At 46.8% G+C, this 24,091-nt stretch carries 28 protein-coding genes, 1 other RNA gene and 1 pseudogene; 18 read left to right on the forward strand and 12 right to left on the reverse strand.

Going from position 1 to position 24,091, the window contains the following annotated elements; all coding sequences use genetic code 11:
* Positions 1-17: 17 nt before the first annotated feature.
* Positions 18-461 carry a hypothetical protein gene (locus B3S86_RS04580; protein ID WP_029341396.1) on the reverse strand — a complete coding sequence of 148 codons (444 nt, stop codon included), beginning with the start codon at positions 459-461 and terminating at the stop codon, positions 18-20.
* Between the two features lie 134 nt (positions 462-595).
* On the opposite strand from B3S86_RS04580, the gene rnpB reads away from it, so the two are divergent.
* Both rnpB and B3S86_RS04590 read left to right on the forward strand, forming a co-directional pair.
* Positions 596-969, forward strand: an RNA gene (rnpB, locus tag B3S86_RS04585) — RNase P RNA component class B.
* 111 nt (positions 970-1,080) lie between these two features.
* Positions 1,081-2,226, forward strand: a complete 1,146-nt coding sequence (locus B3S86_RS04590) for a THUMP domain-containing class I SAM-dependent RNA methyltransferase (RefSeq protein WP_029341397.1) — start codon at positions 1,081-1,083, stop codon at positions 2,224-2,226.
* 72 nt (positions 2,227-2,298) lie between these two features.
* Here the strand turns inward: B3S86_RS04590 and B3S86_RS04595 are convergent, their stop codons facing one another.
* Together B3S86_RS04595 and B3S86_RS04600 are read right to left on the reverse strand one after the other, a co-directional pair.
* The gene (locus B3S86_RS04595; RefSeq protein ID WP_290749610.1) at positions 2,299-2,778 is read right to left on the reverse strand and encodes a hypothetical protein; all 480 of its coding nucleotides are present in this window, start codon (positions 2,776-2,778) and stop codon (positions 2,299-2,301) included.
* A 25-nt stretch (positions 2,779-2,803) separates the two neighbouring features.
* A complete protein-coding gene (locus tag B3S86_RS04600; protein ID WP_290749613.1) occupies positions 2,804-4,042 on the reverse strand; it encodes a hypothetical protein in 1,239 nt (412 codons plus the stop codon).
* A 583-nt stretch (positions 4,043-4,625) separates the two neighbouring features.
* Between B3S86_RS04600 and B3S86_RS04605 the strand changes: the two genes are divergently transcribed.
* Positions 4,626-5,216, forward strand: a complete 591-nt coding sequence (locus tag B3S86_RS04605; RefSeq protein ID WP_290749616.1) for a hypothetical protein — start codon at positions 4,626-4,628, stop codon at positions 5,214-5,216.
* Between the two features lie 29 nt (positions 5,217-5,245).
* Positions 5,246-6,091: an SMI1/KNR4 family protein gene (locus B3S86_RS04610; RefSeq protein WP_290749619.1), complete on the forward strand. Its 846-nt coding sequence runs from the start codon at positions 5,246-5,248 to the stop codon at positions 6,089-6,091.
* A gap of 56 nt (positions 6,092-6,147) precedes the next feature.
* Here the strand turns inward: B3S86_RS04610 and B3S86_RS04615 are convergent, their stop codons facing one another.
* Complete coding sequence (locus tag B3S86_RS04615; RefSeq protein ID WP_290749622.1) at positions 6,148-6,336, reverse strand: hypothetical protein; 189 nt, start codon at positions 6,334-6,336, stop codon at positions 6,148-6,150.
* Between the two features lie 187 nt (positions 6,337-6,523).
* Between B3S86_RS04615 and B3S86_RS04620 the strand changes: the two genes are divergently transcribed.
* The 5 genes and pseudogenes from B3S86_RS04620 to B3S86_RS04640 all read left to right on the forward strand — a co-directional run bounded on the left by B3S86_RS04620 (position 6,524) and on the right by B3S86_RS04640 (position 8,427).
* Positions 6,524-6,814: a hypothetical protein gene (locus tag B3S86_RS04620; RefSeq protein ID WP_290749625.1), complete on the forward strand. Its 291-nt coding sequence runs from the start codon at positions 6,524-6,526 to the stop codon at positions 6,812-6,814.
* Positions 6,815-6,839: 25 nt separating this feature from the next.
* Positions 6,840-7,340: pseudogene (locus B3S86_RS04625) on the forward strand (GNAT family N-acetyltransferase).
* A gap of 19 nt (positions 7,341-7,359) precedes the next feature.
* Positions 7,360-7,584, forward strand: coding sequence for a hypothetical protein (locus B3S86_RS04630; RefSeq protein WP_290749627.1), 225 nt, complete (start codon positions 7,360-7,362; stop codon positions 7,582-7,584).
* Between the two features lie 74 nt (positions 7,585-7,658).
* Positions 7,659-7,874 (forward strand): hypothetical protein, encoded by a 216-nt coding sequence (locus B3S86_RS04635; protein WP_290749629.1) that lies wholly within the window; start codon positions 7,659-7,661, stop codon positions 7,872-7,874.
* A gap of 76 nt (positions 7,875-7,950) precedes the next feature.
* On the forward strand, positions 7,951-8,427 hold the full coding sequence (locus B3S86_RS04640; RefSeq protein WP_035408435.1) for a glutathione peroxidase: 477 nt from the start codon (positions 7,951-7,953) through the stop codon (positions 8,425-8,427).
* Between the two features lie 79 nt (positions 8,428-8,506).
* Here B3S86_RS04640 and B3S86_RS04645 read toward each other — a convergent pair whose 3' ends face one another.
* A complete protein-coding gene (locus tag B3S86_RS04645; protein WP_290749633.1) occupies positions 8,507-8,968 on the reverse strand; it encodes a hypothetical protein in 462 nt (153 codons plus the stop codon).
* Between the two features lie 3 nt (positions 8,969-8,971).
* Positions 8,972-9,883 carry an EamA family transporter gene (locus B3S86_RS04650; RefSeq protein ID WP_290749636.1) on the reverse strand — a complete coding sequence of 304 codons (912 nt, stop codon included), beginning with the start codon at positions 9,881-9,883 and terminating at the stop codon, positions 8,972-8,974.
* Between the two features lie 155 nt (positions 9,884-10,038).
* Between B3S86_RS04650 and B3S86_RS04655 the strand changes: the two genes are divergently transcribed.
* The 7 genes from B3S86_RS04655 (at position 10,039) to B3S86_RS04685 (ending at position 16,495) form a co-directional block, all read left to right on the forward strand.
* Positions 10,039-10,992 (forward strand): SMI1/KNR4 family protein, encoded by a 954-nt coding sequence (locus B3S86_RS04655; RefSeq protein ID WP_290749640.1) that lies wholly within the window; start codon positions 10,039-10,041, stop codon positions 10,990-10,992.
* Between the two features lie 36 nt (positions 10,993-11,028).
* Positions 11,029-11,457 (forward strand): BsuPI-related putative proteinase inhibitor, encoded by a 429-nt coding sequence (locus B3S86_RS04660; protein ID WP_035408429.1) that lies wholly within the window; start codon positions 11,029-11,031, stop codon positions 11,455-11,457.
* A gap of 444 nt (positions 11,458-11,901) precedes the next feature.
* Positions 11,902-12,795, forward strand: a complete 894-nt coding sequence (murQ, locus tag B3S86_RS04665; protein WP_290749644.1) for an N-acetylmuramic acid 6-phosphate etherase — start codon at positions 11,902-11,904, stop codon at positions 12,793-12,795.
* 12 nt (positions 12,796-12,807) lie between these two features.
* Positions 12,808-14,181 (forward strand): PTS transporter subunit EIIC, encoded by a 1,374-nt coding sequence (locus B3S86_RS04670; protein WP_290749647.1) that lies wholly within the window; start codon positions 12,808-12,810, stop codon positions 14,179-14,181.
* Positions 14,182-14,263: 82 nt separating this feature from the next.
* Positions 14,264-15,310, forward strand: a complete 1,047-nt coding sequence (locus B3S86_RS04675; RefSeq protein ID WP_290749650.1) for a DUF871 domain-containing protein — start codon at positions 14,264-14,266, stop codon at positions 15,308-15,310.
* Positions 15,307-15,834 (forward strand): general stress protein, encoded by a 528-nt coding sequence (locus tag B3S86_RS04680; RefSeq protein ID WP_290749653.1) that lies wholly within the window; start codon positions 15,307-15,309, stop codon positions 15,832-15,834. Before B3S86_RS04675 ends, B3S86_RS04680 begins: the two co-directional genes overlap by 4 nt.
* Before the next feature lie 103 nt (positions 15,835-15,937).
* A complete protein-coding gene (locus B3S86_RS04685; RefSeq protein WP_290749656.1) occupies positions 15,938-16,495 on the forward strand; it encodes a DUF1349 domain-containing protein in 558 nt (185 codons plus the stop codon).
* A 71-nt stretch (positions 16,496-16,566) separates the two neighbouring features.
* On the opposite strand, the gene B3S86_RS04690 is transcribed toward B3S86_RS04685, so the two are convergent.
* Positions 16,567-17,673 (reverse strand): citrate synthase/methylcitrate synthase, encoded by a 1,107-nt coding sequence (locus tag B3S86_RS04690; protein WP_290749659.1) that lies wholly within the window; start codon positions 17,671-17,673, stop codon positions 16,567-16,569.
* Between the two features lie 165 nt (positions 17,674-17,838).
* On the opposite strand from B3S86_RS04690, the gene B3S86_RS04695 reads away from it, so the two are divergent.
* Positions 17,839-18,105 (forward strand): hypothetical protein, encoded by a 267-nt coding sequence (locus B3S86_RS04695; protein ID WP_290749662.1) that lies wholly within the window; start codon positions 17,839-17,841, stop codon positions 18,103-18,105.
* A gap of 60 nt (positions 18,106-18,165) precedes the next feature.
* On the opposite strand, the gene B3S86_RS04700 is transcribed toward B3S86_RS04695, so the two are convergent.
* The 5 genes from B3S86_RS04700 to B3S86_RS04720 are packed head-to-tail and all read right to left on the reverse strand — an operon-like array spanning position 18,166 to position 22,706.
* A complete protein-coding gene (locus tag B3S86_RS04700; protein WP_290749665.1) occupies positions 18,166-18,861 on the reverse strand; it encodes a dihydropteridine reductase in 696 nt (231 codons plus the stop codon).
* Between the two features lie 26 nt (positions 18,862-18,887).
* Positions 18,888-19,640 carry an ABC transporter ATP-binding protein gene (locus B3S86_RS04705; protein ID WP_290749668.1) on the reverse strand — a complete coding sequence of 251 codons (753 nt, stop codon included), beginning with the start codon at positions 19,638-19,640 and terminating at the stop codon, positions 18,888-18,890.
* Entirely contained in the window at positions 19,637-20,701 is a 1,065-nt protein-coding gene (locus B3S86_RS04710; RefSeq protein WP_035408411.1) for an iron chelate uptake ABC transporter family permease subunit, read from the reverse strand. Before B3S86_RS04710 ends, B3S86_RS04705 begins: the two co-directional genes overlap by 4 nt.
* Positions 20,698-21,693, reverse strand: a complete 996-nt coding sequence (locus B3S86_RS04715) for an ABC transporter permease (RefSeq protein WP_290753189.1) — start codon at positions 21,691-21,693, stop codon at positions 20,698-20,700. The genes B3S86_RS04710 and B3S86_RS04715 overlap by 4 nt, the downstream gene beginning before the upstream one ends.
* A 20-nt stretch (positions 21,694-21,713) precedes the next feature.
* Positions 21,714-22,706 carry a siderophore ABC transporter substrate-binding protein gene (locus tag B3S86_RS04720; protein ID WP_056060816.1) on the reverse strand — a complete coding sequence of 331 codons (993 nt, stop codon included), beginning with the start codon at positions 22,704-22,706 and terminating at the stop codon, positions 21,714-21,716.
* Between the two features lie 382 nt (positions 22,707-23,088).
* On the opposite strand from B3S86_RS04720, the gene B3S86_RS04725 reads away from it, so the two are divergent.
* A complete protein-coding gene (locus B3S86_RS04725; RefSeq protein WP_290749671.1) occupies positions 23,089-24,045 on the forward strand; it encodes a sensor domain-containing diguanylate cyclase in 957 nt (318 codons plus the stop codon).
* Positions 24,046-24,091: the final 46 nt, after the last annotated feature.

Below are 24,091 nucleotides of genomic sequence, written 5' to 3' on the forward strand. Positions count from 1 at the left end.
CGTACGAGACCTGAAGGTTACTTCGGGTCTTTTCCTTTTTTATAGACGGGCGTCGGAGGCGTCAATGCCTCTCCAGTCCATGTGATCATCGCTTCCATCTTGTATCCTGTGTCATCCTCATGGACGAACGACAGGCGACTGGAATCGATCAATTGGTATAAACCATAAGCGACCTGGTCGGCCCAAGAGCGTAACGTCATCGCTTCATCATACAACGGGATTTGCTCAGGGAACCGTTCGTTCATAAGCAAGATATCGTGTTGATCGAAATGATAGCTACGTTTTGAGAGTGCATCGGGCGCCTTGACGTTGAACGGCTCGAACGCGTGGATGAGCTCTCCTTGACGATAGAAGGCGAAGATGCCGTTTCGCAGATGAAGTGCCTTGATCTCGTCGATCTCGATCAGGAATGTCAACTTGCGAACCGTTCGCCGGTTCGTACCAGAGCGTCGTTTTTTCATGCTGCATGCCTCCTTCTGAACTCTTGTACTATACCGTGAAATGAGGCAGGGACGCAACTTTTTCGTTTGTAAAACGAGAATTACCTCTTGCAGGAAAGCGGCATCTACGCTACACTCATAAGCAGTGACTATGTTGGTTCGGACAATCGCGGGGCATTTCGATGCTTTGAGGAAAGTCCATGCTCGCACAGCCTGCGATGGCTGTAGTGATCGTGCTACACTAAAAGATAAGTGTAGGCAGCGTCAAGCTGACGGCAGAAGGAACGCCTAAGTCTTCGGATATGGCCGAAACTTCTTGAAGGTGCCACAGTGACGGAGCTTCATGGGAAACCATGAAGGTGGAACGAGGTAAACCCCACGAGCGAGAAACCCAAATTTGGTAGGGGAATTTCCGGAGCGGAACTGAACGCAATGGAGAGCGTATGCAAATACGGAGATAGATGATTGTCGCCTGCGTGTGAGGGTCAAACCGTTTGGAACACTAAGGAACAGAACATGGCTTACAGGACCACATAGGCTGTTATTTTTAAGTTGAACGAGAGTCCAGGTCCACCCTGGGCTCTTTTTTTATTGCAATGAAACGATACTGTGGAAGAAACGATAAAGGAGTGAACGCGATATGGCAAAACGCTTAGTCATCGCGACAGCGGCGATGGGAATCGAAGCGCTCGTCGCAAAAGAAGTCCGTGCGTTAGGATACGAGTGTACGGTCGAAGACGGAAAGGTCTACATCGATTGTGAGATGGAGGACATTCCCCGTTTGAACATGTGGCTCCGGACAGCGGACCGGATCAAACTTGTCGTTGCTGAGTTCCGCGCGACAACATTCGAAAAATTGTTCGATCAAGTCAAGGCACTACCGTGGCACGAATTGATGCCGTGGGATGCGAACTTCATCGTCAACGGTCGTTCGGTCAAATCGAAGCTGTTCTCGATCCGTGACTGTCAAAAGATCACTGAGAAAGCGATCGTCTCGCACATGCAAGAGCAGTACAACAAAGGAACGGAATGGTTGCCGAAGACCGGCGCAAGCTATCCGATCGAAGTCGCCTTGTTAAAGGATATCGCAACATTAACGATCGATACGTCAGGCGACGCATTACACAAACGTGGATACCGTGAATTCCACTCAGCAGCTCCACTGAAAGAAACGATGGCAGCAGCGATGCTGATGCTGACGAACTGGAAGCCGGATATGCCGCTTTACGACGTCTTCACCGGTTCAGGCACCCTGGCAATCGAAGCGGCGATGATCGGGCGTAATATCGCACCAGGCATCAACCGTGAGTTCGTCTCACAAGAGTGGAAATGCATTCCGAAGAAAGCGTGGTTCGATGCGATCAACGAAGCGAACGAAAAAGCGGAGTGGGACAAACCACTGAAAATTTACGCAAGCGATGTCGATCCAGAGATGGTCAAGCTTGCGAAAACGAACGCAGAACTCGCAGACGTCCGCGATGCGATCAACGTCATGCAACGTGACGCGGCAGACTTCAAACCGAAGGAAGACTTTGGTGTCATCATCGGAAACCCGCCGTACGGAGAACGTCTCGAAGACGCGCGTGAAGTACATCAACTGTACCGCAAGATCGGAACGGCATATAAAGAATTCCCATACTACAGTGTCTATATGATCACGTCGTACGTTGAGTTCGAAAAAGCGTATGGTCGTCCAGCGACGAAGCGCCGGAAGCTGTACAACGGGAACATCGAAGTTCAGTTTTATCAATATTATGGTTTGCGTCGGAAACGTCCGCAGGCTTAAGCGACACTTGATATTCATATGATCGCTATTGCACATTCATTGCACAGTAGGTCTGAAAAATAGACTTTTTCCTCATGAGCCGCTCGGTTGAGCGGTTCTTTTTCTTTCCAGTAAATGTTCGAATTGATTCGCCGTATCGGACTGCAAGGTGTGCAATACGTGAGCATACGTGTCCATCGTCAGAGTGGCATCCGCGTGACCGAGACGTTCCTGGATCACCTTGACGATATTCACATACGAGTGATAGGTCGTTTCTGCCTTCGTTAGACGTACGTGATCCTCGAGCCAAACTTTCAGTATGTCCTCAACGCGATGCGTATTGATGACCTTTCGGATGTAGCCATCCCGTCGTTGCCGCAACTGATCCGCGACCCAAAATTCGACTTCTTTCTTTCGTTCAGGTGAGAACGAGCGCTGGATCCGTTTGCCCGTCTCATCGAACCCGAGATTCAAGCGGACCTTCCAACGTCCATTCGGTGTTTGTAAATCTTCATGTTGTAACTTCTTCCTCTTGCGTACATACGTTTGATTCATGTCTGTAAGAAAAGGCATCTGAGTGCCTTTAGTGTACATCTTTTTAAATGCCGTTGATATCCGGCGTAGGTAAATCAAGAGTCGAGAATCCAGATGTATCTAAATTGCTGTTCAACTCGTTTAATTTTTGAATTGCTTCTTGTCCTCTGTAGTATCCGTCTTGGCGCGTTGTCATTTCATCACTCTTGAGTAGTCTTTCTGAACTCATTAATTCAGATGCAGTAGATTGCATTTCGATGATCGCAGTTGATAGTGTATTAGCAATGGATTTTATACTGCCGTCCGCTGTTGGTGATTTTTGAATACCAATGATTTTCTCCGACATGCCATTCACCATGAGGTATAAAGAATCACCAGTCGTTAAGTCATCGCCTTCTATTGGATATTCGAGCGACATTTCATAATACTTTTCATCCGCTTCTTTTAGCATCGATGTCAATTGATATTGACCGTCCAAGAACTCCGCGATTAATGCTCCGTCATCGTCGCTCATTATCGCAGAGGTATCAGAAGCCTTTTTAGAAGTCTCGCTAGTAGAAGCATTAAGGATGGCTTCGTTCAGAGGAATCGCAAGTAGCGACTTTTCTTCTCGGTTGGGTAAATAGTCCGAAGCTTCGTTCCATGTTTCAAAACTTTTGGAAACCGTATATGTTTCTAAGCTATACGCCATATCCAATAAGTTCTGCGAAAGAGACTCCAGTTTCTCGGCTATTACTTTTTCCGCATTGTTGAATGGAACGCCTTTATTTTGCGCCATGTATGCTCCTGAAGCCATCGTGTGAGCAACTTGCGCAGCTTTGTTCAGTATTTCAACCTGCGTATCTACTCGATCTCTGACATCTTGAGTAACGGTTTTTTGAAAGTCCTTAATGCGTAGGTTCTCCGACTTTTTCATTTCTTTTTGCTCTTCAACAATACGATCAACCAATTCAGTCGTAGATGAAATAGCATTTTCAACAATAGGTTTTCCTGTGTCTAAAGCGTTTTGTACATCTTCTGGTGAGAAATTATTGTTTGTTTGCTCTACGTTCGTTCCGTGTCCAAAAGATGCGAGATCTCTCGGATCAGATGCTTCAGGTGTGTCACGATCTTGTTCTGATTTTTTTGCTTTCGGCTCAGTTGAAGGAACCTCTTTTTTAGCCTGTGACGATTTAGCATACATGCCTAGCGAATAGGAACCGCCAATTAATACGATCGCAAGGATTCCGATGATCCATCGCATTTGAGTAGTTCGTCTGTTATAACGACTATTTTTGAAAGTATGTTTCCTTTCTTCGTCCACGATATATACCTCCCTTATCAGTCATCACATTAATTCCTAATTGTCTCATTTATGTTTTTTATATCCATATTTATTCTAACCCAAATTGACTCATGATACGAAGCGGATTTAGCTGATTTAGTACATATTATTCGACAAGGTCTGATGTTATAAATCGAACGATCGAATACTTAGCGTATATGAATATTGAGATGTAGTTATTGCATCATTTTTCAAGTGTAAAAGTCTCCGTCAAAAAAGGTCACGTGCTTAATTTACAGTTGGTATTCGATTGACCGTTGTTGGACAACCATTAAATAGTTGATGTGAAAATTCGAAAAAATTTCTTGAGAATCACTCTAGATTAAATTAAGGCAATATCAAAAATCCCTTTGAAATGACATACTTAAAAAAAGTACAAACTTCGAAAGAGTTTTTGATTAGCACAAAGTATATTTTTAAGCAGGATGATACGAATAGTAGTCAAAAGATAAACATTAATGATGTACTTATACATACTGAGGGAGAAAAACATGACTAGGATCTGGATCGAAGAGTATGAAGTAACGGATGATTTAGGACGTCTATTTGGTCATTTTTAGATGTGGATGATTCAATTAGAACTGCATATTTAATAAGTCCGTCAGAGGGAGACGAATGTATTACACCGACGAAGAAAATTTTGTTTGAGTTTTTAGAGCATCGAAATGATTTTCCGCTGTATCTGTATTTTTCAGATGAATATGTATTAAGAGAAAGACGTCAGCAGTTATTTCAGCTACATGATATTGACTACACCATTCGAACAGTTTATCCGAATCGCAAACATCATATGGATCCGCTTGTCTATTTTACAGTCGAGTTAAAGAACAAGGAAGCACTCAGACGCGTCGTTCACGAGACGTACTGGTTAGGAGAAGAGAATGTCTTCTATGTGATTTCGAATTACGATAATTTAAAATTTACGTTTGTGGAAAGGCGGCATTGGGGGTTCCAACAATATCTGTCAGTTGCTTCGTTTGATCGAACCCATCCATCGGTACTTATCGAGCCTGGTCATGACGGTTGTGGTTTTTTCATATGCTCAAACGATGTATCGATGAACTCGTTAGAAAACGTCATCCAAAATATGCCGGAAGAAATAATTATTTATCAAATCAATGATGAACTGTATGAACCTGAGGATGAAGAGTAAATTCATTCTTCAACTATCGGAGGTAATATATGAAGCCAGCCATCAGACATATCAATCCATCGTCTAAACGCCCGGGTGTATCACTAATCGATCTAAAGCGTGCAGAAAAAATCCTCGGTTTAAAATTCCCGACGGATTACATTTCGCTTATGCAGGAATCAAATGGTCCAGCCTTTCATGACTGGCAACTCTATTCGATACCGACCGAATCGAGTCATGCTGAAGTAAAAGACATCATCCACCATTACGCAAATCGTCCAGATGGTTTACCGGAGGATATGATTTGCTTTGGCGAACATTTAGATGGTAGACGGTTATGCTACCGGATTCGACGCCGTTTTCTACAAGAACTCGTCTTTACGTGGCATCCGAAAAAAGGACTTGAAAAATATTGTTCTTCCTCACTTAACGAATGGGTGGAATCAGAGATGTTACGCGACCGGGCAAATAAAAAGATTTCAATTGGAACTTTTAGTGTTAGTAGTCGACTGCTCGTGACGGATTCGAATGAAAAGGACGCAGCATCGATTATCTTGGAACAAGTGAAGTCTGGAACATGGACAGCTTCCGTTACATATGATTCAGATGGAACGGTCCGTTTGCTTACTGTGTATGAAGGGATTGACCAGCCGACGGGCAGATGGACACGCTCGCATGAAATCACGATTGATTCGGGATTTGTACTGATTGGTGATGCGACTATGTTTCGTCAGGAAAAATTAGCTGAGGAACTTTTTTTCGGTCAACAGGACGTCCAATTGTTGCGAGCCGGTATCATGACCGAGTCCGGATACGGAGACGGCATCTATGATCTGAAAGTAAAGAAAAATCGAGATAAAAAAATCATCGGGGTACAGATTAATTTCATGGAGTAGTAATGGAAAGACCGGTCAAAGGAATGCACCTTCGTCCGGTCTTTTGCGGTATGTAGTTATTTGATGTTGTCGATGGCGTTGCCGTCTTGATCGACTTGAGTAGAAAGTCCTGTCCAGCCACGACCTTTTGTCTCCAGCCAGCTAGTGAATTCAACGAGAAATTCCTCGTGTGGCACATGTCCACCATCTTTTTTGACGACGACGTATCCTTCAAGCTTTACATATGACTCCTTCAGCGATTCCATTCGTAATCTCCTCCTAAGTAGCGGATGTGAAAGTAAGAGTATATCGCTCGAAAGATTCGTTTACAAATGATATCCATTTGTCATTAAATCTATCAAAAAGTTGTGAAATCCAACTGAAGGCGGATATACCAATTAACAGATTCCAAATATAGTAAATAAAGAGGTGGAATAAGGAGGAGACGATTCAATGTGGATCATGCTTGGGTTAGTGGCGATTGGATTTACCGCGCTGAACATCATCTTTTATTTGATCGGTAAGGATTATCGTTTCCTGATGGTGCTCGGACTGAGTTTTACGGCACTTACTTTGTGCGCCGAATACCGACTCGTCGCAGAATTCGTCGCACGGGAGGACTGGGCGGCATTACAAGACGTCGTACCGGGCATGGAGCGGGCACTATGGGTATTGACGTTCATCTCGATCATCTTGAATTTGTCGCCACTAGTGCTTGATTATCGAAAGAATCGATCGCGTTGACGAATCGAAGAGGAGCTGAAACGCGATGAACTATGTCTTTTCACCGCTAACGCAACGGCAGGCAGAACAGATTGCCTACGAGTAGTAGTATGATGGTCCGTTTGCATTTTATGATATGCCAAACGACGTAGACGACTTAGCCGAATTTCTCAATCCAGAGGAGCGGACCGAGCATTACTTCGCTGTGTTGAATAGGGATGAATTGATTGGCTACTATGTATTCGAACCAAACGCAGACGTCGTTGTCATCGGGCTTGGCATGCGACCGGACTAGACGGGGCAAGGGAATGGGACGGCATTTTTAGAAGCCGGTCTTGCGTTCATCATGGATCGGTATGCACCTAAACAAATTGAATTAGCTGTCGCGACATTCAATGAGCGGGCGATTCGTTTGTACACGAAAAGTGGCTTCCTTCCCGTCGAACGATTCCAACAGGCGACGAACGGTGGAAGCTATGAATTTTTGAAGATGCGTTTACAACCCGTCCACTCGACTGAACCTTTTCCAAAATCTATAAGTAGATAACAGAAAAGGAGATGATGTCATGGCACGCTGCACGAATTGTCAGTATAAGTTCAACACAAAAGAAGTACTCGCTGTCAGTGTTGCAATACATGGGAAAGGCAAACCATGTCCGAACTGTGGCGTGAAACAATACATGTCCCGGAAGTCACAATTTTATCTTTCACTCGGGAACATCAGTCTCTTGTTCGTCCTGTTCTTGCCGTTTCTGATTCGGTTGAGCGACTGGGAAGAATCGATGAAGTAAAATGTCGGTTACCTTCAATTTCATGAAACTTTTTCCTGAATCCACCAGTAGATAAGGAAGAAGGAGATGGTCAGATGGTACGTTGTACGAATTGCCAATATAAGTTCAAAACGAAAGAAGTGCTCGCTGTCGGATTTGCGAAACATGGGAAAGCGTGTCCGAACTGCGGCGTGAAGCAATACATTTCAAAAGACTCGCAACATTACTTATCGCTCGGATACGTCAGTCTATTGTTCGTCTTGATTCTACCGTTCGTCATCAAACTAAGCGATAAAGAAGAGACGATTTAGTAAAGCATTACGCACATGCTTGAAAACGACAGGTAGCGCGTTTCATTTTATACTCAGGACAAAGGAGTTGAAATGCATGCAAACCGTATATGATGCAATCGTACAAAATGCAGCAGGAGAAACTGTTTCGCTAAGTGATTATGCTGGACGAGTCCTCGTGATCGTCAACACAGCAAGTAAGTGTGGGCTCGTCAAACAACTTGGCGAACTACAGGCGCTTTATGATAAATATGAGAAACAAGGAGTCACAGTGCTCGGATTTCCGTGTGATCAATTCAATCAGCAGGAGTTCGGGAGTCAGGAAGAGACGATGCAGTTCTGTCAGCTGAACTATGGCGTGACGTTTCCGATGTTTCAGAAGATCGACGTCAATGGACCGGACGAGCATCCGCTTTATACGTTCTTGAAGAAAGAACAGTCCGGCTTGCTGTCGTCGAAAATCAAATGGAACTACACGAAGTTCCTCGTCGACCGGAAAGGACAGGTCGTCAAGCGCTTCAGTCCAATCGACTCTGTCCAGTCGATTGAAAAGACGCTGCCTGTTTATGTATAATAAAGGGAACCGTTTAGCGCGAGTCGTTGCAGCGGGACGAAGAAATACCCTACCTTTGGCGAGGTAGGGCTTTTTTATGTCATTCAGCGTTGAACGAATCAAATGAATACGTGACGATCGCATCGCTGCGTTTATGTCCGAGGTCCGTCAGAATTGGTGGACGGGGAGACAAGACATGAAAATCCTGCTCGAATGCGCGGAGCCAGTAATGGACCCAGTCTTTTGCAGGATCGAGTCCCATCAGTTCATGCGCAAACGTCAGTAGTTTAGAGTCGGTCAGCGTCAGAAGTGGAATCGGATTGATCTCGACATCTTCTTTTAGTTCATAGAGGTCCGGTGAACGAAGCAGAATCGCATCCGCTTCGAAGGTCAATCGGAAGTAATTGCAACTGTAGTCACCAACGATGACCATCGTCTCCTCCGTATGCCCACGGAAATGAAATATCAATCTGTTACCATTTGCGACATCCATCAAGAACTGATCGAGTCCGATGTTGTAATCCTCGCGAAACTGCAGTTTTTCAAGCGTGATTTCTTGCATGATTTAGCCTCCTGTCCGAGTTTGTCGTTCTTCTATCAAAACGGTTTGGCGCGTTGCTAGGCGAGACGAACTGATCAATAAGACGATACCGAGTAACAATAACGAGATCCCGAACCAAGCCGTGCCACTTAACTGTTCGCCGAGGACGAACACACCGAGCAAGGCAGCCGTCAATGGTTCACCGAGCGAGAGAGTGACGGCAGTCGAAGATGGTACGTTCGATAGTCCTTTCGCGAATAACCAGTAAGCGATTCCGGTCGCAACGACGCCGAGATGGAGGCTGATTCTGGCACCACGTGACGTGAACAGCCAGGAGAGATCGAATAAGAAGAGTAAAGGTGACAACAGAACAGCGCTCGTCGTGAAAATGACGGCAACGACCGACAGCGGCGCGTGTGTCTTGACGAGGTCTCGACTGACGAATGTATACCCGGCAAACGATAGTCCGGCACCTAGTGCGAGGACGATTCCGATTGGATCAATTGCGACCGTTCCTTGATTGTTCAGAAGCAACAGACAACCGGTGATCGATAATCCGGTCGATGCCCACCACAGCAACGCCGGACGTTTTTTTAGGAACAGCCACTCGATGCATCCGGAAAAAATCGGCGCGCTACCGATCGCGACGACGGTACCGACGGCGACACCCGTCATTAAAACAGCCGAGAAGAACAAGGGCTGGTAAGCTGCCATGCTGACGGCAGCAAGTAAAATCGTCCGCAGTGGCCAGTCGCGTAACGTCAGCGTTCCTTTGAAGAGAACGAGACAGAGTAAGAACAGTCCGCCGACAGCCAGACGAACGGCACCAATTGCAATCGGGTGTGCATCTTCTGGCGCAAAGGCTTGTGAGGTCCCCGTCGTACCCCAAAAGATCGCAGCAAGTAATATGAGCAACATCGATGATGATTTAGACATGAGTCACCTCTTCGAATGCAATTTTTTTAATGATATTAGAACGAGAATACCACAGAAAGAGTAAAATGGAATACACCAAATAATTGAAAAAATGGTATGGTGTATAAGGTGAAGTCGTATCATTCACGAATGCGAAAACGAAAAGGATGGGACCCATGAAACAAATGAACCAAATCGAAGCGATACTTGACGTCTTATCACAAAAAATCAATCACGGGTCGACCTTCATTCAGCGGCGATACGACACTGGAGTCGCTCAATTCAATTTGAATGACTCGGTGACGGAACAGGCGATTCAGTCGTTTGAAAAACAGTTCAACCTAACGTTACCAAGTGAATATAAGACATTCCTTCGTTTACATGACGGAGCGGAGTTGTTCATGATTCAAGGTCTCGGCATCGAACTCTATCCGCTTGAAAAAGTCATTGAAATGACGATCCAGGCTAAAGAGGACGACCTGATCCATGAAGACTACGATCATTTCTTGATGATTGGCGAAATGAACGAAGGATACGTCTTGATCCATACGGAAGATGCGAAGACGGAGGAGACGCCGTATATGCACTGGATGTTTCATGAGTTGTCGACAGAGGAGACTGACCCGATCGGACAGAACTTCGGCACATTCCTCGAATATGCGATCATTGCGCAAGGGGATATGTTCTGGGAGTTCAAGGAGTTCTCGATTGCGACGGATGATTATTATGTAGAGGACCATAATTCCGTAGAGGAAATGAGCAAACCTCGACCGATTCGCTTCGTCGACTCGGTTCGCGTTGAAATCGAGTACCCGATTGCGAAGAAGAATGCTTATTTCTCGGTTAAGATTTTCGAAGGGAAACAAGATAAAGAAAGTCTCGGCGCTAGCTACGACTCGGATGCGCGCTTTGAAAAAGTGATGCAATCGGTTCGAGAATATTTAATGGCAGAGCGATTCCAGTATTCGTCGATCAAGGTCTTTCAAACGGAACATCGATTTTGGCAAAACGAGGACGAGACGGGTGATCCTTTGATTCGCAACCACAATCCACAACGGCAAGGAATGAGCTTCGACGGATACCGTGCCTTCGTCGAGGAGCCACCGCGTCCACTTCCAGGATGGGAGTAACTCAGCAATTTCTTTATACAGAATGGAGTTTTATAGATGAAAAAATGGTTGTTGATCCCTATGATTCTTTATTTGACCGGTTGTATGATCCAACCGCAAAGTGGGAGTGAGACGAATGAGACATCCTTCAAAGGGACTACGAAAGAGGGACTCGTCTTTGAATACAAATTGACGAACACAGGAGACCATGCATTTGATGTCGTAGCTCGCTCTGGGCATTTGTTGAATGTCATCGTTCGTGAGAGCAAATCAAGGACTGTCGTCTTCGATTCAAGAAAGCAACAGAGTAAAACAAGCCAACAAAAGAAACGCGTCAAAGCATCAGAAACCGTCGTTCTCAAACAAACGGTACAAGGCGGTACGATCGAGCCGGGTACATATGATATCGAATATCTCGTTGAGGAGAAAGAAAAGAATAGCGACAGTTCTAGTTCAGTAGAGGATATGGAAGAGAAATTAAAATGATTTACGCCTCTGGTGAACGACTTCTTCAATAAATATCTTAGAGCCTCATGCAGGTTCCGGTACGAATGATGCTACTAGTAACATGAGATGTAAAAAGTGGTTTCATAGGAAGCTGATTTTTGTCCTTTAGGCAACTAACGGGTGAAAATCAGCTTTTTGTTTATTAATGATACTATGCGACGCTGCTCTATCAACTGACGATTGATCAACCCTAGGTCCACGAATCCCATTGCTCCTTGAAACGATCGGTCGCGACCAAGTCTGTTCCTTACTCGATTTTTCAAAAGAGATGGTCAGCGAAGCCCGCAGGAAATCTGCTGATCCATCCTGAAAAAGAAGAAAAGAACTTTATTATTGTATATAGAAATTTAATTTCAAAATTAAATAAAAAATATTGAATTAAAATTTCTTAATTGTATAATAAAGGGAGGGATAACAGAAAGGGTGAAGCAGATGTTAGATCAGTTAGCAACGGAACGTCGAAATCAGCGCACGATGCATCTCGACGATATGTCGGTCGAAGATGTGTTGCGCGTGATGAATGCCGAGGATCAGACGGTCGCAACGGTCATTCAAACGCAGATACCGGTCATCGGGGAAGTCGTCAAACATGTCATTACGTCATTTAATGCCGGAGGACGCTTGATTTACATCGGTGCTGGTACGAGCGGGCGGCTCGGGATTCTTGATGCAGCAGAATGTGTACCGACGTTCGGGGTCTCACCAGATATGGTCGTCGGTTTGATCGCTGGTGGCGAACGCGCGTTGATTAAAGCCGTTGAGGGAGCTGAGGATAGTCGGACACTTGCCGTCGATGATTTGAAAGCGCTCCAGTTAGAAGCACGTGATACAGTCATCGGGATCGCAGCAAGCGGACGGACGCCGTATGTCATCGGTGGGCTTGATTACGCGAAGGAAGTTGGAGCGGTGACGGCAGCGATCTCTTGCAACACGAATGCGGTCATCAGTGGGTACGCGCGTTATGCGATCGAAGTCGAAACAGGTCCGGAAGTCTTGACGGGGTCAACAAGACTAAAGGCTGGAACGGCGCAAAAGCTCGTCTTGAACATGATTTCGACGGCGGCGATGATCGGTGTTGGCAAGGTCTATCAAAACCTGATGGTCGACGTCCAGTCAACGAACGAAAAACTCGAGATCCGGGCGAAGCGAATGATCAGTGAGGCGACAGGAGTCGATGCCGTAACGGCGGAACGGATCTTCCATGAAGCGCACGGACACGTTAAGACGGCGATCGTCATGATTCTCGCAAACATTCCGTACACGGAAGCCGTCGAACGATTACAGCAAGCGAACGGATTCGTCCGAGACGCACTCTAAGGGGGAAACACGATGAAGAAGGAAGAAGTGCTGGCACAGGCGATCCTTGAGCACGTCGGTGGAAAAGATAATCTTCGACAGCTTGCGCACTGCATGACGCGAGTTCGCTTATCGTTAAAGGACCCGACGCAAGCAAATATCGATGCTCTAAAACAGATTGATGGGGTCATGGGGGTCATCGATGACGAAACGTTACAAATCGTCGTCGGTCCGGGAACGGTCAATCGGGTGGCAGATCACTTAAGTCGCGAGACGGGACTCGCAATCGGGGAAGAGTCTGTTGATCCGAATTTGACGCCAGAAGAACGGGCTGCCGTCGAACGGCAAAAAGTAAAAGCGAAACAACAGTCACCGTTCAAGCGCTTCTTGCGCCGAATCGGGAACATCTTCATCCCGCTCATTCCGGGTCTTGTTGCTTCCGGTATCATCAACGGGGGAGCCAACTTCGCGAAGAACGCGGGTGTCGATGCAACACAGACCTGGATGCAAATATTATTATTGATCGGTGGGACGGTCTTTGCATATCTTGCGATCCTTGTCGGCTGGAACACGGCGAAGGAGTTCGGTGGGACGCCGGTACTCGGCGCAATCGCGGGCGGAATTTTGTTCAACCCAGTGCTTGCGGACATTACGATTTACGGGGAACCGCTTGTTCCGGGCAGGGGTGGCTTGTTTGGTGTCATCTTTGCCGCGTGGCTGATGACATATCTTGAGAAGCATATCCGTCGTTTCATGTTCGCATCGATCGATATCATCTTTACGCCACTGTTTACGGTGCTGATTGTCGGATTTGCCTCGCTCTATGCGATCATGCCGGTTGCTGGACTGTTATCAGACGGCATCATGAAAGCAATCAATGCCGTACTTGAGGTCGGTGGACCACTCGCCGGAGCCGTGCTTGCCGGCTTCTTCCTACCACTCGTCATGGTCGGTCTCCACCATGGATTGACACCAATCCATCTCGAGTTCTTGAACACGATTGGCAACACACCACTCTTACCGATTCTTGCGATGGCAGGAGCGGGTCAAGTCGGGGCAGCGATGGCGATTTTCGTCAAGACGCGCAATCCGCGCCTTCGTAACATCATCAAAGGTGCGATTCCGGTCGGCTTCCTCGGAATTGGTGAACCATTGTTATACGGGGTCACGTTGCCGCTCGGTCGTCCGTTCGTGACGGCATGTCTCGGCGCAGCAGTCGGTGGTGCCTTCCAAGCAACGATGAAGACGACGGCGCTTGGCGTCGGCGTATCCGGGTTATCATTGACACCGTTGATCGACAACGGGATGTACTTGACGTACATCGGTGGTCTCGTCATCTCGTACGCGGCAGGATTCCTGTTCACGTACTGGTTCGGTTTCAAAGAAGAGATGGCAGACGGTATTTAAGGTGTTGACCAGCAGTTGAATCCTTCCCAAAAGAAGGAATCAGCTGCTTTTTCTCTAAGTAGAGAAGAGAAGGAGTGAGTCGATGAAAGGATTATCAATCTATTTAAGTGAACCGATCACAAACGAGACGAGCGAGTGGCTACAGCGGATGCGCGCTGTTGGCTTCACGTCGCTCTTTACATCACTGCATATTCCGGAGGACGATTCCTCTCTTTACGTCGAACGGTTGCAAGCGCTCGGACGCCTAGCAAAGACACTCGGATATGAGCTCGTGGCGGATATCGCACCGGCGTCGCTCGCGACGCTCGGTAAGACGTGGGAGACGGCAGCGACTTTAACGGACTGGGGCGTGACGGGACTGCGTCTTGATTACGGAATCAACCCGCAACAAATCGCGACATTATCGAACCAGATGATGGTCGCACTCAATGCCAGTACCTTAACGGCAGACGAATTAACTGAGATGAAGGCACATGGTCTGCAACTCGAACGTACGGAAGCGTGGCATAACTTTTATCCGCGACCGGAAACCGGACTCGACCGGACGTGGTTTGACGAAAAAAATGCCTGGTTGCAGGCGCAAGGATTACGCGTCCAAGCATTCATACCGGGCGACGGAACACTTCGCGGACCGTTATTCGAGACGTTAACGACACTTGAAGACCATCGGGGAGTGGCACCGTTCGCAAGTTATCTGGACTTAATAGCGACTGTCGACCGAATCCTTGTCGGCGATCCACGGTTGACGGAAGCGACGATTCGGCAATTTGAAGCAGAGCAAGACGGAGTCATCGTACTTCGGGCATTCGCGAACGGACGACAAGAACAACGGGATACGGAAACGAATCGATTTGATCCGGCGCGGGATGTCATTCGGTCCGTCGAGTCGCGGATGAATAAGTCGACAATCGATCTAACACCGCAAGATCCGTCTGCCCGTCCGCTTGGGACGATCACGATCGATAATGAAAGATACGGACGCTATGCGGGCGAGGTTCAAATCACGAAACGTGATCTGCCGGCGGATGAGCGAATCAACGTCCTCGGACGCGTGATTGCAGAAGATCGTCCTTTGATTGCGTTACTTGGTCCAGGAAGTAAATTCCGGATTGACTGGGTGGCGCCATGAGGCAGATCGTTGCCGAGCGCTTCGCCTATCTATACCGAGGGGAATTGTTCACGGTCATCACGATTTTACCACTCAGCTGGTTTGGTAATCGTGTCTTTCCGCAACTTCAATTATTTGAACTCAGTGAATTTTGGATGTCACTGTTTTTGTTCGAACTGTTGTTGATTCAGGGAGCTTGGTATTGGTATAGCAAGTGGAGACGTCTGAAGAAAGAAGGAACGTCAATTACCCGAGAACCGGTCGTCCGACGATTACGCCACTGTCGTGTCATCAATATTATTCTATTCGTTCTGACGACGTGCACGTTCGGAATCGATTGGATGCGTTTTCAATCTGAGCTTCCGGTGTATGGATTACGAATCACCTTGTTTTTATATATTTTTGCGATTCTTGAATATATCAATTATTTCCATATCCAACTGATGTACGATAACCGGTCAGATGTGCAATACTTAATACGGAATAGACGTTTGAAACGATCGGCTTTATATAAGGATATGCAACGACTTCGTAAAGTAGTCTGAGGGTTCATAGAAAATAGGAGGGATTGTATGCTCGATATGCTCATTCGTGGCTATCGAAAGTTACGGAAGTTAAGAGGGCGTTGAGAAAAAGGAGGATATGTTGATGAATTGGCTCAATCAACCGTCGCGTATTAAAGAGGAGACACCGTTACGCTTCATGACGGATCCGGATACGGATTTTTGGCGCAATACCCATTATCAGTTCAACCGTCTGACGGGGCATGCGCTGTTACAGGATGCTCCAAGTGGAGAATTCAAATGCCGGATTGAAGTGAAATTAAAACCGAATGCTACATATGATCAAGCGGGGATTTTGCTATATGTGAATGACGATCACTGGGTGAAAGTCTCGGCTGAATTCATTCCGGATGGTCCATCACATCTCGGTGCCGTCGTGACGAGTTTTGGGTACTCGGACTGGTCGTGTCGAGATGTCGACAATACACTATTTGATGCGCCGCTTGTCTTTGAACTTCATTATCTCAATCAAGACGTCACACTTTATCACATAACAGGAACGTACAAAGAGCAGCTCCGGATCGCACACTTACATGACGTGACCGATTTGAAGATCGGACCGTACGCCTGTAGCCCGGATGTAGAAGCGGCAGGATGTGAAGTAGAGATATTGAATTTAACATTAGAGAAAGTCGTTGAATAAAACATAAAAAAAGTGGGGCGATGCTATACATCGCTCCACTTTTTTTAAGAAATTGTTAAAAAGAAGGCGGATTAAAACTTAGCCGCTTTTTCTGGCATCGGACCCGTATACAACGATTGTGGTCTAAAGATTCGGTTGTCTCCTGCTTGTTCAAGGATGTGTGCCGTCCAACCGATGATGCGGCTAGATGTGAACGTCGGTGTGAACAGTTCTTTCGGAATATCGAGTCCTTTTAAGACGGCTGCCGCAAAGAACTCGACGTTCGTATAGAGTTTTCTGCCCGGTTTGTACTCTTCGAGTAAATCAATTGCTGTTTGCTCCATTTGTGTAATCAGATTGAACCAATCGCTTTCTTGTGCGAGATCTTTTGAGACGACTTTTAAAGCTTCTGAACGCGGATCACGTGTTTTATAGACGCGGTGACCAAAGCCCATCAGTTTTTCGCCTTTTTCTAATTTGTTCCGGATCCATGGTTCGATGTTGTCGATCGTTCCAATTTCATCAATCATCTCAATGACTTCTGAAGGGGCACCACCATGAAGTGGCCCTTTCATGGATCCGATCGCGGCACAGACACCGGAAATCATTTCCGATTCCGTCGAGACGACGACACGAGAAGCGAACGTCGAAGCATTCATGCCGTGTTCGATTGTTAAGATCAGATACGCTGTCAGTGCTTTGATCTCAACGTCACTTGGTAAGTGTCCCTTGATCATATAGATATAATTCGCGACGTGATCAAGTTCCGGATTCGGTTCAATGAAGTCAGCGCCTTGATTTTTTTGATACTTATAGGCGATGATCGTTGGTAAGAGTGCCGTTAAGTGCATCGCTTGATCGATTGTTGGTGGCCAAGCGAAAGCGGGTGTACCAAGCGCAGAGATTGCCGTGCGCATCGTGCTCATGACATCCATCTCGTTCGGCAATGTATCGAGAATCGTCTTTACGTAAGAAGGAAGTTCACGATAGCTTGTCATCTGTTCCTTGAATGTCAAAAGTTCCGATTCAGTCGGGAATGCACCGTTCCAGATGAAATACGCCACTTCTTCGAATGAATAAGATAATGCGAGTTCCTTTGCCCAGTGTCCACGATAGATAAGATGACCTAATGTTCCATCGACTAAACCGATTTGTGTTTCAGCGGCAATGACGCCTTCGAGTCCTTTTTTGTATTCCATCTTCAACACTCCTTTTCTAATACCTACTGTCAGTATGACTTACAACGATATCAAATCACCAGTTATTTGAATGCGTTTCCAAAATTATTCTTTGAAGCGCTATGATTAGAGTGCATTCTGTTTCATGAAACAAATCAAATAGATAGTAGCTATGAAGGAGTACATATGAATAAAGCCATGATTATTCGCTTATTAGGATTTTTCTTTGTATTGAATGTCTTTTTAATGATCGATTTGTTCTTATCGATGAGCCGAACGATTCTTGAGCCACTTGCATTAGTCGTTGCTTCATTGACCATGCTCATTCCTATAAAACGGCTTCAGCCTTTAGAGGACGAAACGTTGTCGGTTTTCAAATCGAGTATCGCTGTCATAGTAGGGATGCTCTTGATGAGCGGATTATTCTTACCCATTGTATTTATTTTCGGATAAGTGATCCTTTATCTATCAGAACAAAAAGAAACCGGGACAGTGTGAATGTCCCGGTCTTCTTCATGCCAAAAACGTATCCAATTGGTCTTGGCGTTTATCAATCATAATCTGAGCCTTTGGAATGTTAGCACCTTGTAACACGTTAATCGTATCTCGGAGAAATTCATCACTACCAACGATGTAGAACAAACCTTCCTTGTCCGCTGTCATCGCTTTGATAGCATCGTAGTAAGCAGAGCGATTTTCGACATAAGCAGGGCTAAACTGCTCATGTGAAAGAAGCTGAGTCTTGAATAGTTCAGTTCGCGTAGAATCAACGTTCAACGAGTGCATGTGCGGAATGCCATTTTTGTCAGTCTGATATTGCAAGATGATTGGACGAAACGTTGCCAAACCAACGCCTGCTGAGAGTAAGTACACTGTACGACCTTCCCGACGCAGTGGAATATTCGAATGCGTCTTAAACAAAGCAATCTTCTCACCCATTTTTAGTTGCTGAAGTGTCTGCTTAAAGACGGAACATTCCGGTTTGATCCGTGTCGTGATCCCGATCGTTCCTTCATGAGGGAGCGTCGAAATCGACATATGCCGGATCAGACTGCGGTTCGGCTTTTCGTCTGCATTAAAACCTTCCAGTGCCATATGCGTGTGTGCGCCTTCCTCCCAAACGAAATCATCCGGGCGTTTCAAATGAAACGTATAGGTATGTTCGCCCTCTTGCGTCACTTGTTCTAGTGGTAGCCAATCGATCTGCATCGTTCATTCCTCATTTCTATTAAGTATCAATATACAGCAATTGGACCATACGGACCTTCGATGATCTCAAGCCGTGTCTCGAAAATCTCGGATAATAGCGCTTCATTCATGACTTCGGCGACTGTTCCGAATGCAGCAATTTGTCCGTCCTTCATCGCACAGATGTGATCAGCGTATTTCGCAGCAAAATTGATATCGTGCAAGACGGTGATGATCGTCCGTCCAAACGTATCAGCGACGTGTCGCAGGTACCCCATCATCTGGACCGAACGGGCGATATCGAGATTATTGAGGGGTTCGTCGAGTAGAATGTATTCCGTTTCCTGGCAAAGTACCATCGCGACATAGGCCCGTTGTCGCTGTCCGCCCGATAATTCGTCGAGGTAGCGGTTCTCAAGCGACGTCAGCTCGAGAAAATCGATGTATTTCGAGATGATCGTTTCGTCGTCAGCCGTCAAGCGACCATTCGAGTAAGGGAACCGTCCGAAGCCGACGAGCTGCCGGACTGTCAGCCGGGTCACGAAATGATTTTCCTGTCGCAGGATGGTGATGATCTTTGCTAAGTCTTTCGATTTGCTACTTGTCACGTCCATCCCGGCGACTTCGATCTGTCCGGCATCGAGATCAAGCAAACGGCCGATCATCATCAACGTCGTCGACTTGCCAGCGCCGTTTGGACCAATCAAAGCCGTGAAACCGCCTTTTGGAATCGTTAAGTCGATTGGACCGATTCTGACATCGTCTGTATACGATTTTTTAACTTGTTCGAGTGATATCATAGGGACCTCTTTCTAAGCAACACGATAAGGAAAATCAGCCCGCCAAACAGTTCGATGATGACGGAGACGACGCTTGGCGTGTTGAAAATGTGATACATGAAGAAATAGGCAGTCGTTAAAACGAAGAAGCCGATTGCGAATGCCATCGGGAAAACATATTTATGATCGTATGTCGCAGCGACTTGATAACTGAGCGTCGCCACTAAGAAACCAAAGAACGTCAATGGTCCGATTAGAGCCGTCGACATCGACATCAGGAGTGAAATCAAAATCAAGAAGTAGATGACACTGCCGCGATGATTGACACCGAACGATGTCGCGACCTCTTTTCCGAGTGCGACGACGTTGAGTCGTCCGGACGAAAAGTAGAGCAACAGACCAACGACGAGGACGACCGGAATGACGATCGGGAAGTAAGCTGCGTCGGCATTCGTGACCGAACCGAACAGGCGCGCTTGTAAGATATCGAACTCGGACGGCGCGAGCATCTTTCGCATGAATGACGACAGCGAGTTGAGACCAGTACCGAGAATGATTCCGACGAGTAACATCAATTGCAAGTTCGCGTACTTACCAGACAATAACCATCCGTATAACAAGAGGCTCATCGCGAGCATGATCGCGACCTGTGTCAAAAAGGCGCTCGTGCCGGTAAAGCCAACGAGTGCTCCCGCACCGAAGAAAAAGATCATCGATGTTTGGATCGTTGAGTAAAGGGCATCAAAACCAAGCAGGGACGGTGTGATGATCCGGTTGCTTGTGATCGAATGAAAGGCGACGGTCGCGAGACTTTGGCAAATTGCTGCAATCGCCATCGTGATGACTGCCGTGATCCGGCGTTCGACGACCGGCCAAAAGGACGGAGAATCAACCGGAACCGGATTATTGTAGAGCAAGAGACCAATCGTACTGAACACTCCGCCGCTAAGGAACAGGATGAGGAGAATCCAGTAGCGGCGCTCGAGTCGTTTCGACTGAAAGGCAGACGCCCGGCGATTGGTTTCACGTGTAACGCTCGGTTGATTTCTTGTATGTTCTTGTTGTCTAATCGCGGTACTCATCTGACACCTCCAGTCTTCCGCCGACGTAACAGAATGATGATGAAGACTGCTGCTCCGACCGTTCCGAGAATCAAGGAGACCGGCAGTTCAAACGGGCGGATGATCGTGCGTGAAATCAGATCACTAATTAGAATCGTTGCCATGCCAATCAGACAGACCCACGGCAAATTACTACGAAGATCGTCACCGCGAAACATCGAGACGATGTTCGGAACGATCAAGCCGAGGAAGGGCAAATTGCCAATGACAGTCGCGACGACACCGACGGATAGGGCAATTAGTCCGGTCGCAATCAGCATCAGCCGGTTGTAGTTGACTCCGAGACTCGTCGCGATGTCTTCGCCAAGCCCAACGAGCGTCAAGCGACTCGCAAGGAAGAAGATACAGACCGTGACTCCGATGATGATCCAGAGATACTCGTAGCGACCGATCTGAACGGACGCGAACGAACCGACGAACCAGCCTTCGATTGCCTGACTGGCACGGAAGAACAAGCCGAGGAACGTCGAAATCGCAGAGATGACGGCTCCGAGCATGAGACCGATGATTGGGACGATTAATGATGACCGCAGTCGGACCGAACGGAGAAACCAGAAGAAGACCATCGTCCCGATGAATGCAAAAAGAATAGCACCGGTCATCCGCATCATTAGCGACGGTGCCGGAACGAGTAAGTAAACGGCTAACAGTCCGAGTCCTGCCCATTCGATCGTTCCCGTCGTCGTTGGTTCAACGAGCCGGTTTTGGGTGATCAGTTGCATGACAAGTCCTGCCATCGCCATCGCAGCACCGGTCAGCATCAAGGCGAGCGTCCGCGGAACGCGCGTGATCCAGAACATATCGAAATCGTTCGCGGCACTCCGTAGTTCGTAGACGCCCGTGAAGAGGGACGCCGTAGCGAGCGCTAAGACGAGACATAAGGTCAAGACGAACGGCTTCGTCCAAACGACAGAAAAGGAAGGTCGAGCGGGTGGCTCAACTCTTCCATTCATTTGTTGCTGTGCATGTGCCATTACTTCTTGAGCGCTTTCGCGATGTCAGTGAAGAATTCCGAGTACGTCTGGATCGATTCATTTAAGTACGTATCTTTTGGTGCATAGACGATGTTGTCGTCTTTGATTGCTTTCGTTTTTTGCAGAGCAGGCGCACGGTCGATGACATCTTGCGCCGGTACGGCACCTTCTGCGTTTCCGAGTGGCGCGTCACGGTCAAGGACGAGTAGCCAGTCCGGGTTACTTTGAGCGATCGCTTCGACCGAGACTTCATCACCTTGATCGTTCCCTGATTTTTGTTTAACTTCGAGCGCTGGTTTCCAGTCGAACAAATCATACATCGGTCCGAAAACACGTCCACTCATCGGCGCTGAGAATCCAATATCGCCACCCGAGACGATGACCGACATGACGCTGTCCTGTCCGTTATACGATTTTTTGACGTCTTTGATCGATTGCTCGAGTGTCGTCACGAGCTGATCCGCTTCTTGTTTTTTATCGAAGATCTGTCCGAGTGTCTCTGTCGTATCTTCAAGTCCTTTGACGAGTAACTCACCTGGCGTACCAGAGTCTTCCGGCAATGCGATATCAAGATCGATGACAGCGGCGTTTGGAACGAGTTTTTTGATGTCTTCATAATGATCAGCGAAACGCTGCCCGACGATGACGACGTCCGGATTGACACCAGCGATCGCTTCGAGGTTCGGTTCGAAGTGCATGCCGACATCGACGATATCCTTATCTTTTGCATAAGGTGACTCAGCCGGGAGCAGTCCGACTGGTGCTGCAACAAGTTCGACGTCCCATGCGGCAAGCGTCTCAAATGTCCGGTTATCGAGTGCGACGACTTTCTTCGGATCAACCGGAACGTTGACCGTTCCATGTGCGTCTTTGATTTTGATCGTCTTTGGTGCCTCTGCGTCCTTCTTCGTGTCTGCTTCTCCTGCGTTCCCGCATGCTGCGAGTAAAACAGCAAGCGAACTCACGACGAGTGGTGTTTTCCATTTCCCCATGATGACTCAGCTCCTCATATTTGATTTGATAACACATAAATCACGGATTGAGCAGCAGATGGATTATGTATGTCTACGTGATTAATCTGTTCTCAATAAGTGATAATGATTATCATTGTCATGTTCACTGAGAATCATAGCAAACGAATTTGGAAGACGCAACGCCATTTTCCAAGGAATTACCTGGAACGGTTTTTTACTTCTATAAACTATACAAAAATAAAAAAATGATAATCCTTCTCATTTGAATGTAGAAATAGGACCATCGGACGCTTTTGAGCGACAGAGGTTTAGACGACTTCAAAAAGAGAAAGTGGTAATATATGTATCAAATTTTCAAATCAGAGACACCGCAGAAGACGACTTTGAAATGAGGTGCTGTATGAATCAACCATTTGAAGAATTGAAGATGTATCAAAATTTTGATGAGCTCGCAGACGATGTACTCGATTTCGCAAAAGAGATTTTACCGGATCAGATGTTGTACTTATCAGCAATCGAAGCAGGACAACAACGGATGTTAAAGATTGCAAACGATAAAGCAGATATTCCGATGGTAGAAGGCATGCAGATTGAATTGAACCAATCATTATGTAAACTGGTTGATTTCGAGACGAAACAGCCGGTCGTCCTCGAAGATATTCCGAACGCGGAACAACTCGGCGATTGGCGAAAAGGTTTGGAGGAGGCTCACGTCCGGTCCTACTTAGGGATTCCAATCGTCTTGACGAGCGGGGAAACGTTCGGCACGTTATGTGCGATCAATAATCGGGTCAGCTTGTATGAACAGAAGAATGTTCAGCTATTGCAACGGATCGTCCGACTCTTTTTGTACTACTTAGAGCTTGAGCGTCATGCTTGGAAGGATGCGTTGACAGGACTGTATAATCGGCGCTACTTAACGAAGCAGTTCGAGGATTATCCCGGACAGACAGGAGCGGTGTTCTTCCTTGATCTCGATGGCTTTAAGCAAGTCAACGACGTCTTTGGACACGAGACGGGGGACATTGTTTTGCAAGAGGTCGCGCAACGTCTGCGACAGTTCGTGCGCGAACAAGACGATGCGATGGCCGTGCGCCTAGGAGGCGATGAGTTCATCCTCCATTTCGGTCATGCCGATTCAAGGGAAGAGTGGGAGCGACTCGCGAAGCGGATCGTCACTTCGTTAAGTGAGTGGGAAACAGACTACCGAGTGTCAACAAGTATCGGGATTGTGATATATGACACCGAATTTCGTCCAGAGTTAAAAGTCTTGCTACAGCAGGCAGATGTCGCGCTATATGCCGCTAAGTCGTCAGGAAAGAATACGTATCAATTTTACGAGTTAGTAAAAGAGTAAAGTCTACCATGCCCATGAATATTTGTTCGTTACAGAACAGGATGCT

Origin of the sequence: Exiguobacterium sp. UBA3968 (assembly GCF_002385115.1) — a bacterium.
GTDB lineage: Bacteria > Bacillota > Bacilli > Exiguobacteriales > Exiguobacteriaceae > Exiguobacterium_A.